General features: G+C 25.2%; 14 protein-coding genes and 2 tRNA genes. 7 read left to right on the top strand and 9 right to left on the bottom strand.

Going from position 1 to position 13,872, the window contains the following annotated elements; all coding sequences use genetic code 11:
- Positions 1–2 precede the first annotated feature (2 nt).
- Genes ONB78_RS00145 through sufB form a run of 3 tightly spaced genes read right to left on the bottom strand, consistent with a single transcriptional unit; the run spans position 3 to position 3,508 of the window.
- The gene (locus ONB78_RS00145) at positions 3–1,313 is read right to left on the bottom strand and encodes a SufD family Fe-S cluster assembly protein (RefSeq protein WP_274096012.1); all 1,311 of its coding nucleotides are present in this window, start codon (positions 1,311–1,313) and stop codon (positions 3–5) included.
- Positions 1,310–2,056 (bottom strand): Fe-S cluster assembly ATPase SufC, encoded by a 747-nt coding sequence (sufC, locus tag ONB78_RS00140; protein ID WP_274096011.1) that lies wholly within the window; start codon positions 2,054–2,056, stop codon positions 1,310–1,312. The genes ONB78_RS00145 and sufC overlap by 4 nt, the downstream gene beginning before the upstream one ends.
- Positions 2,057–2,083: 27 nt before the next feature.
- Complete coding sequence (sufB, locus tag ONB78_RS00135) at positions 2,084–3,508, bottom strand: Fe-S cluster assembly protein SufB (protein WP_274096010.1); 1,425 nt, start codon at positions 3,506–3,508, stop codon at positions 2,084–2,086.
- A 51-nt stretch (positions 3,509–3,559) separates the two neighbouring features.
- On the opposite strand from sufB, the gene miaB reads away from it, so the two are divergent.
- The 3 genes from miaB to groL all read left to right on the top strand — a co-directional run bounded on the left by miaB (position 3,560) and on the right by groL (position 6,919).
- Entirely contained in the window at positions 3,560–4,879 is a 1,320-nt protein-coding gene (miaB, locus tag ONB78_RS00130) for a tRNA (N6-isopentenyl adenosine(37)-C2)-methylthiotransferase MiaB (RefSeq protein WP_274096008.1), read from the top strand.
- Positions 4,880–4,959: 80 nt separating this feature from the next.
- Complete coding sequence (locus ONB78_RS00125) at positions 4,960–5,232, top strand: co-chaperone GroES (RefSeq protein ID WP_274096007.1); 273 nt, start codon at positions 4,960–4,962, stop codon at positions 5,230–5,232.
- A gap of 46 nt (positions 5,233–5,278) precedes the next feature.
- Positions 5,279–6,919: a chaperonin GroEL gene (gene groL, locus ONB78_RS00120; protein ID WP_274096006.1), complete on the top strand. Its 1,641-nt coding sequence runs from the start codon at positions 5,279–5,281 to the stop codon at positions 6,917–6,919.
- Positions 6,920–6,997: 78 nt separating this feature from the next.
- Here the strand turns inward: groL and ONB78_RS00115 are convergent, their stop codons facing one another.
- Positions 6,998–7,309: a DUF3127 domain-containing protein gene (locus ONB78_RS00115; protein ID WP_158380394.1), complete on the bottom strand. Its 312-nt coding sequence runs from the start codon at positions 7,307–7,309 to the stop codon at positions 6,998–7,000.
- 156 nt (positions 7,310–7,465) lie between these two features.
- Between ONB78_RS00115 and ONB78_RS00110 the strand changes: the two genes are divergently transcribed.
- Positions 7,466–7,909, top strand: coding sequence for an SsrA-binding protein (locus ONB78_RS00110; protein ID WP_274096005.1), 444 nt, complete (start codon positions 7,466–7,468; stop codon positions 7,907–7,909).
- 4 nt (positions 7,910–7,913) lie between these two features.
- Here ONB78_RS00110 and ONB78_RS00105 read toward each other — a convergent pair whose 3' ends face one another.
- Positions 7,914–9,218, bottom strand: a complete 1,305-nt coding sequence (locus ONB78_RS00105; protein ID WP_274096004.1) for an alanine--tRNA ligase-related protein — start codon at positions 9,216–9,218, stop codon at positions 7,914–7,916.
- A 19-nt stretch (positions 9,219–9,237) separates the two neighbouring features.
- A tRNA-Met gene (locus ONB78_RS00100) sits at positions 9,238–9,311 on the bottom strand.
- A gap of 206 nt (positions 9,312–9,517) precedes the next feature.
- Between ONB78_RS00100 and ONB78_RS00095 the strand changes: the two genes are divergently transcribed.
- Positions 9,518–9,591, top strand: a tRNA-Leu gene (locus ONB78_RS00095).
- A gap of 26 nt (positions 9,592–9,617) precedes the next feature.
- Positions 9,618–11,009, top strand: a complete 1,392-nt coding sequence (gene lpdA, locus ONB78_RS00090) for a dihydrolipoyl dehydrogenase (protein ID WP_274096003.1) — start codon at positions 9,618–9,620, stop codon at positions 11,007–11,009.
- Here the strand turns inward: lpdA and rpsU are convergent.
- Entirely contained in the window at positions 11,006–11,200 is a 195-nt protein-coding gene (rpsU, locus tag ONB78_RS00085) for a 30S ribosomal protein S21 (RefSeq protein WP_274096002.1), read from the bottom strand. The two genes, lpdA and rpsU, sit on opposite strands and share 4 nt — an antisense overlap.
- A 171-nt stretch (positions 11,201–11,371) precedes the next feature.
- On the bottom strand, positions 11,372–12,364 hold the full coding sequence (locus ONB78_RS00080; RefSeq protein WP_420720523.1) for a PCRF domain-containing protein: 993 nt from the start codon (positions 12,362–12,364) through the stop codon (positions 11,372–11,374).
- Between the two features lie 84 nt (positions 12,365–12,448).
- Between ONB78_RS00080 and ONB78_RS00075 the strand changes: the two genes are divergently transcribed.
- A complete protein-coding gene (locus tag ONB78_RS00075) occupies positions 12,449–12,724 on the top strand; it encodes a ribonuclease P protein component (protein ID WP_274096001.1) in 276 nt (91 codons plus the stop codon).
- Between the two features lie 47 nt (positions 12,725–12,771).
- Here the strand turns inward: ONB78_RS00075 and leuB are convergent, their stop codons facing one another.
- Positions 12,772–13,854, bottom strand: coding sequence for a 3-isopropylmalate dehydrogenase (leuB, locus tag ONB78_RS00070; protein WP_337992635.1), 1,083 nt, complete (start codon positions 13,852–13,854; stop codon positions 12,772–12,774).
- Positions 13,855–13,872 lie beyond the last annotated feature (18 nt).

Genomic DNA, 13,872 nt, shown 5'->3' with positions numbered 1-13,872 from the left:
CATTAAATTTTAATAAAGTCAAATTTAAGATTATCTTTTAAGTAAGCTATAATCTTATTTTTTAAAATATTTAAATTTACTAATTTTATTAGCTCGTTTGCAAAAATCAAAATAGCCAATTTTATAGCTTTTGTTTTAACTATTCCTCTAGTACGAAAGAAAAAGATACTTCTTTTATCGAGTTTCCCAATATTTGTACCATGTTCACATTTTACTTTACTTGAGTAAGTTTTAAATTCTTGTCGAGATAAAACTTTAGACGAATTAGATAATAATAAATTGCTATTTGTTTGTTTTGAATTAATATTATATAAGTTGTCATTAATTTTAATTTTGCTTTTAAAAATACCATAAGAGTTTTTGCTAAAAATCCCTTTATAATTTTGGTAACTAACAGAATTCGACGTTTCATATTGAATAACGACATTATTATATAATTTTCTTATGTTATTACTTTTATTAAAAAAAGAAAGGCCATGAAAAAATGATTTAGTATCTTGTCCAAGTTTCAAACAATTAATATTATTAATGATATGTCTTATATTTGAGGAAAAAGTAAATACTTTACATACACTATTATCCCTTTGGTTAATAAAAGTATTATCTATTAAATAAGTTTTTCGTAAATCATTTTCTAACTTAAAAATCTCTATTTTGCTGTGATCATTTGAAAAAATTTCTGTAAACAAATTGCTAAAAATATATTTCTTGCTTGTTGAAATATGTCTTTCAATAATTTTGACAGTGGAATTTTTTCCAACTACGATAATATTCTTCAAATTAATTATAGCAGATATTTTAGTGGAATAAATATTTATTATTTCTATTGGAATATTTAAATTAGTATTTTTTGGAATCTTTAAAAAAAATCCATCAGGAGTTAAAGAAATATTTAGAGCAATGAAAGTGTTATTAAAAAAAAAATTATCTTTATTAAAAAGAGTCTTACAAAAGTATTTAATATTTTTGTTTTGTGGGGTTGATAAAAAATTCTTTAATGAAGAAAATTTAATGTTATTTTTTAATTTACATAAATTAGATAATTTTGATGAAAAAAAACCATTGATAAAATAAAGAGAAATAAATTTCTTATTAAAAGATAGTTCTTTAATTCTATAATCTTCGACCTCATTCTTTGTTTTGGGGATATCAAAGTCATAATTTAAAACAGAATTAAAACAAGTTTTCTTTAATTCGGTAAAACCGATTTTATGTAAAAAACCAATTGACTTCTTAATAATGCTTTCAATATATTTATTCTTGTTTTGTTTTTGTTTTTTTAATAACAAAAAAATTTTTTCCTTTAAAGTCATAAATAATTCTTGAAACCTTCATAACCATACTTTTCTATTTTTCGAGCTAAATTTTTAGAACCAGATTTAATAATTTTGCCTTTATATAAAATATGTATTTTATCAGGTATTATTAATTTTAAAATTCGATTATAATGAGTAATAATTAAAATTGAAGATTTTTTCTTTTTCAATTTCAAAATCCCAGTAGCAATAATTTTAAGAGCATCCAAATCTAAGCCAGAATCAATTTCGTCTAAAATAGCCAATTTAGGTTCTATCATACCCATTTGAAAAATTTCACAACGCTTTTTTTCTCCACCAGAAAAGCCCAAATTAATAGATCGTGATAAAAAAGCTTTATTAAAACCAATTATTTGAGAAACGTTTTCAACTTGTTTTATAAAATCTTTATAAGAAATTTCTTTCAAATTTTTACTTTTTCTAATCTCATTTATTGAATATTTGATAAAATTTATAAGAGATATTCCAGGGATTTCTATTGGATCTTGAAAAGATAAAAAAATACCTCTGTGTGCAATTTCTTCAGGAGATAAGTAAGTTATATTTTGTTTTTCAAATAAAATTCTCCCTTTGGTAATAGAAATTTCTTTTTTACCAGCTATAATAGAAGACAAAGAACTTTTACCAGAACCATTAGGTCCCATAAGTACATGAACTTCATTATAATTAATATTTAAATTAATATTATTTAAAATAATTTTATTATTTATTGAAGCGGATAGATCTACAATTTTTAACATGATTTAACATGAATTTATGTAAAACACTTAGCCAATAGAATTTTCTAGAGTTAAATCTAATAACTTTCTGGCTTCTAATGCAAACTCTAAAGGCAATTTATTAATTATTTCTCTGCTATATCCATTAACTATTAACTGCAAAGCTTTTTCCTTTAGGATTCCACGTTGATTGCAATAAAATATTTTAGACCTTTCAATCAAAGAAATTATAGCTTCATGTTCCACTTTAGATGAAGAATTTTCTACTTGTATATCTGGTATACTAGATGTTTTACATTGATGACCAAATAATAGAGAATCACATTGAGTATAATTTCTAGAATTAAAAGCATCTTTTAAAATATTCACTAAACCTCTATAAGAGTTTTTAGAATTTCCAGTAGAAATCGCTTTAGAAATTATAATACTTTTTGAATTTTCTCCAATATGAATCATTTTAGTACCAGTATCAGATTGTTGAAAATTTTTGGTAATTGCTATTGAAAAAAAATTTCCTTTTGAATTTTTTCCTTTTAAGATACAAGATGGATATTTCCAAGTTATGGAAGAGCCATTTTCTATTTGAGTCCATGAAATTTTTGATTTCTTTTCACAGATACCTCTTTTGGTAACAAAATTAAATATTCCACCCAGTCCTTTTTTATTCCCAGGAAACCAATTCTGAACAGTAGAATATTTTATTTCTGCACCGTCCATTGCAATTAATTCCACAACAGCAGCATGTAACTGATTTTCTTTTCTTTGAGGAGCAGTACAACCTTCTAAATAACTCACATAAGAATTTTTATCTGCTATTAAAAGTGTTCTTTCAAACTGTCCTGTACCTGATTCATTAATTCTAAAATAAGTAGATAACTCAATCGGACAACGTATATTTTTAGGAACATAACAAAAAGAGCCATCAGAAAAAACTGAAGAATTTAAAGTAGAAAAAAAATTATCATTTATCGGAATTGCTTTACTAAGATATTTTTTCACTAATTTAGGATAGTGTATTATTGCTTTACTAATAGAACAAAAGATTATGCCTTTTTCAAATAATAATTTTTTAAAAGAAGTAGTTACAGCAACAGAATCAATGATTATTTCAATAATTTTTTTTGAAATATTATTTTTATTATCGATTGGTAATTTTAATTTATTTAAAGTTTTTCTTATTTCAGGATCAATTTTAAGATTCTTATAATTTTTTGGAGCTGAATAATATATGAAATTCTGTAAATCAATTTTTTTATATTTTACATTTCCCCATTTAGGAATGGACATTTTTTTTAATAATTTAAAAGCTCTTATTCTAAAATTTACTAACCACTTAGGTTCTTTATTTTTTTTTGAAATTTCCAAAATAGTATTTTTGTTAAGTCCTTTTGAAATCTTCTCAGATTCAATTTTCGAATGGAATCCATATTTATATCCACTTCTAAAATTGGATAAAAGAATTTTATTCTTCAATTTGTTTAATATAAAATTTTTCTAGTAAATGATATGAACAAATTACTTGTTATGAAATTCTATATAGAAACTTATGGCTGTCAAATGAATATCTATGATAGTGAAATAATATGTTCAATTCTGTTAAAATCAGGTTTTATTAAAACTTCTACTTTAAAAAAGGCAGATATAATCTTATTAAACACCTGTGCAATACGCGAAAAGCCAGAAAAAAAAATATTTAATCGTTTGATGAAAATAAGATGTTTAAAACAAACAAACAACCAAATAAAAATTGGACTTTTAGGTTGTTTAGCTACACATTATAACAAACAAACACTTGAAAAATTAAATTTTATAGATTTAATAGTTGGTCCAGATTCTTATAAAAAAATCCCAAAAATGATAAAAAACTTAAAAAAAGAACAAAATAAAAAAGAAATTGATGTAAGCTTAGCAAATCAAGAAAAATATACCAAGATAATTCCTATCGGAGTAAGAACCAGTATATCAGCTTTTATCTCAATAATGAGAGGATGTGATAATATGTGTACTTTTTGTATCGTCCCTTTTTCCAGAGGTAGAGAAAAAAGCAGGAATCCTAACAGCATATTAAAAGAGTGCAAAATACTCTATAAAAAAGGTTATAAAGAAATAATCCTTTTAGGACAAAATGTAGATTCATATTTTTTTAAACAAATTAAATTTTTCAACCTCTTAGAATTAATAGCCATTACAGTACCCTTAATGAGAATTCGTTTCTTAACATCTTATCCTTCTAATATATCAAAAAATCTTTTAGAAGTTGTTAAGAAGCATTCCAATATATGTAAGCATTTTCATATACCACTGCAATCAGGTAGTACCAGAATTTTATCGCTAATGAGGAGAAAATATACTGTTGAAGAATTTTTATTAATTATTAAAATGATTAAACAAATTATTCCTGATTGTTCTATTTCTAGTGATCTAATGACAGGATTTTGCACTGAAACTCAAGAAGATCACAGAGAGACAATAAGAATTATGAATATAATCAAATTTAATTTTTCATATATGTTTAAATATTCTTCTAGACAAGGTACTTATGCATATAGAAAATTAAAAGATGATGTACCAAATATTTTAAAAATAAGAAGATTAAATGAAATTCTAATGCTACAAAAATCACATTCATTTTACCGATTAAAAGAAAATATTGGGAAGATACAAAACGTTTTGATAGAAGGAATCTCAAAAAAGGATGACAACTATTATTATGGTAGAAATTATAAGAATGATATTATAGTTTTTCCTAAAAATAAAAGCAATATTGGTTCTTATAATAGAGTTCAAATTCTAAATTCTACTTTTACAACACTGATAGGTGAGATAATATTATCTGAGATATAATAAAAACAAATAGTTTTATAATATTATTATTCTAATAATTAAAAAAAAGATAGAACTTAGTAAAGAAAAATTCAAACAAAATGGAAAATATAATACCTATTTCAGAAAGAGTATTAATAAAACCATTGAAAGCAGAAAAGAAAACTAAATCAGGAATAATTATTCCAGAAAATGCTAAAGAAAAGCCCCAAGAAGGAATTATACTATCAGTAGGAAAAGAGGTAAAACACACTATACTAAAAGTTGGAGAAAAAGTATTATTTAAAAAATATTCAGGTACTAAAATTAATTATAAGAAAAAAAAATACTTAATTATCCATACAACTGATATTTTAGCAATAATAAAAGAATAAAATAAAGTTTGAATATATTTAACTTAACATAATTTATTCATTTAAAATGGCAAAAGAAATAAATTTTGATTCTGTAGCAAGAAATAAATTAAAAAAAGGTGTTGACACACTTGCAAATGCAGTAAAAGTAACATTAGGTCCAAAAGGACGAAATGTAATTTTACAAAAATCTTTTGGGAATCCTCAAATCACTAAAGATGGTGTTACCGTAGCAAAAGAAATAGAATTAGAAGATGCAATAGAAAACTTAGGAGCACAAATGCTAAAAGAAGTAGCTTCTAAAACCAACGAAATAGCTGGTGATGGAACAACTACTGCAACTGTATTAGCTCAAGCAATGGTAAGAGAAGGTTTAAAGAATGTAGCAGCAGGAGCTAATCCAATTGATTTAAAAAGAGGAATAGAAAAAGCAGTAGAACAAGTAGTTTTAAATTTAAAAAACCAATCAAAAGAAGTTGGAGAGAACAAACAAAAAATTCAACAAATAGCCTCAATTTCAGCTAATAATGACGAAGAAATTGGTAAATTAATAGCTCTAGCTTTTGAAAAAGTAGGGAAAGAAGGAGTTCTAACAGTAGAAGAAGCCAAAGGAATTGATACTAATGTTGATATTGTGGAAGGGATGCAATTTGATAGAGGATTTCAATCTCCTTATTTTGTAACAAATATGGAAAAAATGATAACAGAACTTGAAAAGCCTTATATTTTACTAGCAGATAAGAAAATTTCCACAATGAAAGAGGTAATACCAGTATTAGAAAAAATTTCTAAAACTAATAACTCATTAGTGCTTATTACAGATGAAGTAGAAGGTGAAGCTTTAACTACATTAGTAATTAATAAAATTAGAGGAACCTTAAAGGTTGTTGCAGTTAAAGCACCAGGATTTGGTGAAAGAAAAAAAGCAATTTTGGAAGATATAGCTATATTAACTGGAGGTACTGTTTTTTCTGATGAAACTGGGAATCAGTTAGAAAAAATTAGAATTAAACATCTAGGAAAAGCAGATAAAATTACTGTAGATAAGGATACCACTACAATAGTTAATGGCCAAGGAAATAAAAACAATATAAAAATTCGCATAAATCAAATAAAATCACAAATAGAGGCTTCTCCTTCTGATTATGATAAGGATAAACTTAAAGAAAGATTAGCAAAATTAGCAGGGGGAGTAGCAGTACTATATGTTGGTGCAGCAACAGAAGTAGAAATGAAAGAAAAAAAAGATAGAGTAGAAGATGCTCTACATGCAACTAGAGCAGCAGTAGAAGAAGGAATCGTAGCTGGTGGTGGTGTTGCCTTAGTTAGAGCAATTAAATCATTAAGTGAAGTAAAAGGAGAAAATATTGATCAAAATACTGGAATCAAAATAGTTGAGCGTTCTTTACAAGAACCTTTACGACAAATAGTAGCTAATTCAGGGGAAGAAGGTTCAGTGATTGTTGCTAAAGTAGCTGAAGCAAAAAATGATTATGGGTACGACGCAAAATTAGGAGAATTTGGATTTCTTATTAAAAAAGGAATAATTGATCCTACTAAAGTAACTAGAGTAGCTTTAGAAAATGCTGCTTCAGTCTCTGGAATGTTATTAACTACAGAATGTGTAATAACAGAAATAAAAAAAGAAGCAAATAATGTACCTAATATTCCAGATAATACGGGAGCAAATATAGGAGGAATGATGTAATTATAACTATAATATAAAAAAAATTTAAATACAATTTAAAATTACTAAAACACTAGTAAGATAGAAATCAGAAATTACCTAAAAAGGTAGTTCATCAAATTCATTCGTTTCTGTATCTGTAATGTTTTCTATCTTCCAACCTTGAATATAATTGAAAAATATTGTTTTCCCTGTTTTAGTAGTCCATTTTTTTCCTTTTAAATTAATAAATATCTTGATTTTATCATCTTTTTTCAATGAATTTAATAATTTAGTTTTCTCAAGAATAAATTCTATTCTTAAAATTTGAGGATATTGTTCTTCTGTTTTAATAAGGATTTCTCTTTTTTTGAAATTTTTTTTAAATACTTGCAAATCGAATATTTCTTTTACTGTACCTATTATCTCCATAATAAGGATGTTTTATTTTATTCTAACAACTAAGATTATAACAACTTTTGGTATTCGAACTAATAAGATATCTAAAAATACTTTAGTATATATTTAGTATATAAAATATACCTTTTTTGTAAAGGTAGTAAAAAAATATTTCTAAAAAATAAATATATGCTGAGAAAAAATGTTAAGATAAAAAATAAAAATGCTTTATATAATTTTTTTTTGCTCGAAAAATATATAGCAGGATTAAAATTACTAGGACACGAAGTAAAATCTATTAAAAAGAATAATGCTAATTTAAATAATAGTTTTTGCAAAGTTTTAAACACAGAAATTTTTCTTTTAAATTTATATCTAAATAAAATATCAAGTACAAATTCAACATCGAGAAATATCTTGCTTCTTTTAAAAAAAAAAGAAATTCTAAAGATTTCAGAAGCTGTTAAAAAATTTTCGTTAAACATTATCCCTGAAAATATTTTTATTAATAAAAAAGGATTAATAAAATTAGTAATCCATTTAGCAAAAAGTAAAAAGAAATATGATAAAAGGGAACTTATGAAAAAAAAAGAAGTTGAAATATTCTCTAAAATATTAGAAAAGGTAAATTGAAATCTTATAAACTATCATAAGAAAAAACTTTTATTTTGTTCTTATTAGTAATTAGTTTCGAAATTTCAATAGGTAGTCCATAAGTATCGTAAAGCCAGTATATTATTTTTCCAGCGATAATATTGCATTTTTTTGCTCTTAATTCTTCTATTATTTTCTCTAATTTATAACTTCCTAAATTAATAGTTTTTAAAAATAATTTCTCTTCCCTTAAAATAATAGTACTAATATCATATTTTAAGCTAGTGTTTGATTTATTTAAATATGAACTTTTAATATAACCAAGTATTGGATTAACTAATTTAAATAAAAAAGGCTTGTTAATTTTTAAAGTAAGATAATAGGTTACTATTATTCTTCTTAAGATTTTTCGAATGACATAACCATATTTTTTATTCGAAGGAATTATCCCATCATATATTGCAAAAACTACTGATCTCATATGATCTGCTATTATTCTAATGGCAATATCTATTTTGTCTGTTACTCCATAGATTTGATCAGTCTTTTGGGCTATAGACTTTATTAAATAAGTAAATATATCTGTGTCATAAGTAGATTTTTTATTTTGCAAAATCATACACAATCTTTCAAAGCCCATTCCAGTATCAATATGAAAATTAGGTAATTTAACCAATGTACCATCTGATTTTCTAAAAAATTGAATAAAAACTATATTCCACAATTCTATAACTAAAGGGTGTTTTTTATTTACCAAGTTTTTCCCGGGTATTTGCAATTTTTCTTTTTCATTTCTAAGATCAACATGTATTTCAGTACAAGTACCACAAGGCCCAGTTTTTCCCATTTCCCAAAAATTATGTTTTTTATCAAAGAATAAAATTTTACTATCATCTATTTTGTTCTTCCAATATTGAAAAGATTCACTGTCAAAAGAAAGTTTATCTTCTTTATTACCTTTAAAAATTGTAACATAAATATTTGACTTATCCATTTTATAAACTTCTGTTAATAATTCCCATGCCCAATTAATAGATTCTTTTTTAAAATAATCACCAAATGACCAGTTTCCTAACATTTCAAACATGGTATGATGATAAGTATCCTTTCCCACTTCAAATAAGTCATTATGTTTACCAGTAATCCTAAGGCATTTTTGAAAATTTGCTATTCTAGAATATTGTGATTTTTTTTGTCCTAGAAAAAAAGCTTGAAAAATATTCATACCAGCATTTGTAAACATCAAGCTAGAATCTTTTTTAGCCACTAGTGAAGCTGAATTCAGAATTTTATGTTTTTTTCTTTTGAAAAAGGATAAAAATATTTTCCTAATTTGTTTATGATTCATTTAGTTGCTTTAGTTTTTATAGCGTGAGAGGGTTTTGAACCCTCTACCTTCGAGTTATGAATCCGATGCTCTGACCAATTGAGCTACCACGCCAATATCTTCTTTAAAGATTTTTTTACCTTTGTGCCAATCAACAAGCTTTGTGTACTATATTCTCGGTATATTATTCATTATAACATAATTCTTTTCTTATAAGATTGTTTCTCATTTTAAAATTATTATTAAATAATGCTCTTACTGTAATTTATAAACCAGAAATATTTTGTTCCTTTTATTTTTCATTTACTTATTTCATTTCAGCTTACGTGGTGGAAGAGGTATACACACTACTTTGAGTGAGTAGTTTATGCTGGTTCAAATCCAGTCGTGAGCATTTTTTGCTTTTAAAATTGATATTTTATGCATTTTGATTTAATAGTTATTGGAAGTGGTCCAGCCGGATATGTTGCTGCAATAAGGGCAGCCCAATTAGGGTTAAAAACTGCACTAGTGGAAAAAAACGAATTAGGAGGAGTATGTTTGAATTGGGGATGCATTCCGACAAAGTCTTTATTGCAAAGTGCTAATTTATTAGAAATTTTTAAAAACTCTAACAAATATGGAATCAATGCTAAAAAAGTTGAATTCAACTTGGAAAATATTTTATCTAGAAGTAGGAATATAGTTGATGACCTCCAACAAGGTCTAGCATTTTTAATGAAAAAAAATGAAATACAATTAATATATGGTACTGCTAAAATATTAGAAGAAAAGACAATTATTGTAAAGTCTAAAAACAACCAAAAAAAATATAAATTTTCTAATTTAGTTATAGCTACTGGTGCACAACCTAAACAATTAGATTTTCCTAAAATACCAAATTTCTTAAATTATAAAGGTGCCATGTCAATAAGAGAAATCCCCAAGAATATTTTAATTATTGGTTCAGGTGCTATTGGCTTAGAATTTGCTTATTTTTATAATGCTATTGGATCAAAGGTAATCATAGTAGAAAAAAATTCACAAATTTTACCTAATGCAGATAGAGAAATCTCACTAGAAATTAGCAAAAATTTTAAAAATAAAGGAATAAAGCTCTTAACTAATTCAAGAATAAAAGAAATCAAATACTTAAACTCAAAAAAAAACCAAATAGAAATAGAGTATTTTAAGAATAAAGATTATATAAAAGTAAATGTAGATTACATTATTTCTGCAATTGGTGTAGCTCCAGATACCAAGAATTTAGGATTAGAAAATGTAGGAATAAAATTGACTAAAAATGGACATATTCAAGTTAATGAATATTATGAAACTAATATAAAAAATTTTTATGCTATAGGTGATGTAATACCTGTAGGCTCATTAGCCCATGTGGCTTTTCATGAGGCCAAAATTTGTGTAGAACAAATAATGGGATTAAATCCTAAAAAATTAAACTACAACAATATACCTATGTGTATTTATACTACTCCTGAAATAGCATTTGTAGGATACTCTGAGAACGAAGCTTTAGAACAAGGCTTTGAAATTCAAGTGGGTAAGTTTCCTTTTTCTGCTTTAGGTAAGGCAAAAATTAATGGAGAAACAGAAGGGTTTATTAAAGTCATCTTTGATAAAAAATATGGTGAATGGTTAGGATGTCATATGATCGGAAAAGGGGTTACAGAACTCATTACAGAAGTAATAATCGCAAGAAACTTGGAAGCTACACATATTGATGTATTAGAAAGTACTCATCCTCATCCTTCAATTAATGAATCTATAGTTGAGGCTATTGAAAATGCTTATGGTAAAAGTATACATTTTTAATCTATAGAATACTTAAGAAACTGTTTATATCTTGCTTTTATGAAATTATTTCTTTGCTTTTGTGAAGGTTTGATATATTCTTGGTGCTTTTTTACTTCTTTTATTAAATCTGAGCTCTCAATTTTTTGTCTATACATTTTTAATACTTTATCTATATCTTCACCTTCTTGATATTTCAAAATCAATTTCATTGAGTATTATAAATTTTAAACATAAATTAACGTTAACTTTTATTTTTAACAAAATTTACTTTTAAAGTAATTATATTACTATTCATTTTCTAACATTAGCTTAATGTTCTCTATATTGTGAACGAGTTGTTATATTTAACATTAACACTAAATACTTGTTTAAAAAACTATTTAGGTTGTTTCATAATTCGTCCTAATATCTTTAACTAACTTATAAGGATGCATAATATAATTTCTTATTTGTGCACCCCATTGCGAGTTCTTTTTTTCTAGATTTTCTGTTTGTTTTTTTTGTTCTAGATAATATAATTTCTCTTTTAGTAAACGTAATGCTTTCATTTTGTTACTGTATTGAGACCTAGTTTCCATATTTACTATAATTATATTACTGGGTTTATGAATCAGTCTTACACCAGTTTCTACTTTATTAACATTTTGCCCTCCAGATCCCTTGGATCTAAAAGTTTCCCATTTTATGTCAGCTTCCTTAATATATATTTTAATTTCTTTTCTTCTTAAAGGATAAATATATACTGATGCAAAGGTAGTGTGTCTTTTAAATTTTTTGTTATAGGGAGATAACCTTACTAATCTATGTATTCCATTTTCACCTTTTAAGTATCCAAAAGCATACCTTCCTTTAATTTTAAAAGTAATTGTTTTAAACCCTCCTAACTCTCCTTGTAAAACATAAATATTTTTAATTTCAAAATTCTTTTTTTCTGCCCACATACTATACATCCTGTGTAATAAAAATACCCAATCACAACTTTCATTACCACCAGGCCCAGCGGATATTTGGAGAATTGCTCCTAATCTATCTTCTTTTTTGAATAAAAAATTTTCCAATTCCAAATGAAATAATTTGCTTTCAATAGCTTTAATGATTTTTTTAATTTCAAATTCTGTTTCTGTTTTTTCTCCTGCTTTTAAAAATTCCAATAATACTCTTGCTTCATCTACCAAATAATTTATTTTATTCAAGTCTTTAATACACTTGTTATATTTTTTTATATCTTTACTTGAAGCACTATATATTCTTTTCTCTACGATTAACATTTTGCTTTTTACATGGCTTAACACATGGCTTAACACATTACTTAACACATTACTCAGTAATTTAATCCTTTTTTTAAAATTCTTTAACTCATTCTCATAAATCATAAAATTTTTACTTCTTTTTAATGATTTATAAAAATAATATGTAAGTATAGAATAAATATAAAGAAAAAATTAATTTTCTCGCTAATGAATAATTTATATCAAATATTTAGGAAAGTAAAACAAATAGAAAATAATTTGTTGAATGTAGCATATATAGAAAAAGAATATAATGAGAAATATAGAAAGAAAGTAAAAGTAGCTTTATTCGTATCAAAAAAACAAATTATAAAATCTTTTAAAAGAAATAGAATAAAAAGATTAATGAGAATGTCTTATCAATTGAATAAAAAAATAATTACATTAAAAAAACAAAAAAGATATTATCTTCTCTTCAGATATATAAAAAAAAAAATGTTTTGAACATGTAATAAGAAAAATTTTTGGGTATTAAATTACGTATTATTTCTTTATCTTATTCTTCTTTTTCTTTTATTCAAAATTGAACTAAATAAAAAATCTCCTACTGCACTAGTTGTGCAAGGGTTTTTAGTATTTATATCTTTAGTAGTAATTCCTAAATTTATTGATTCAGTTACTGCCCGATTGATCAAAAAACTTTCTTTTTGAAAACCAAAATTTTCTAACATTAAAGAAACCGAAATGATAGATCCTAGTGGATTAGCAATATTTTTTCCTTTTGCTTGCGTAAATGAACCATGTACTGGTTCATATAATGAATAATGATTTCCAAAAGAAACAGAAGGCAATAACCCTAATGACCCAACTAGAACACTAGCTTCATCAGATAAAATATCACCAAACATGTTATCAGTTAGTAAAATATCAAACTGTCTAGGTTGTAAAACTATTTGCATACTTGCGTTATCAATAAAAATATAATCTACTTTAATATCTTGGTTTTCTTGAGCTATTTCTTTTACTGTTTCTCGCCATAATCTAGAAGTTTCTAATACATTTGCTTTATCTACTAACGTAATTTTTTTTTTGCGTTTTCTAGCAGTTTCAAATGCTTTCATAGCTATTTTTTTAATTATATGTTTATTATAAGTACATATATCATATGCTTCATATTTTGATCTCCATTTGTTTCCAAAATATATTCCACTTGTTAATTCTCTAAAAATAACAAAATTTACGTTTTTTATAACTGCTTGTTTAATTGGAGCAACTTTTAAGAGTTTATTATATGTTTTGATCGGTCTCATATTACAATATAAGCATAATTTTTTTCTTAATTCTAAAAGGCCTTGTTCAGGTCTAATATTTCTTGTAGGGTCATTATCATATAATGGATCACCTACTGCTCCTAATAAGATAGTATCAGAACTTTTACAAAGATTTATCGTTTCTTTAGTAATTGGTAATCCTTTTTTTTTAATTGACTCGGCCCCTATCAAACCCTTATAAATAAGAAATTTATGTCCAAATTTTAAACTTATTGCTTTTAATACTTTTAATGATTGAACCAAAATTTCTGGTCCTATTCCATCTCCTGGTAGGATTGCAATTTTCATTACCATAATTTTCATTTATGCTTCGTAATTAAT

The organism is Candidatus Karelsulcia muelleri, assembly GCF_028673255.1.
GTDB classification, from domain to species: domain Bacteria; phylum Bacteroidota; class Bacteroidia; order Flavobacteriales; family Blattabacteriaceae; genus Karelsulcia; species Karelsulcia muelleri_D.
The sequence above is the reverse complement of the archived record's forward strand: the minus strand, read 5'-3'. Positions and strand labels throughout refer to the sequence as shown.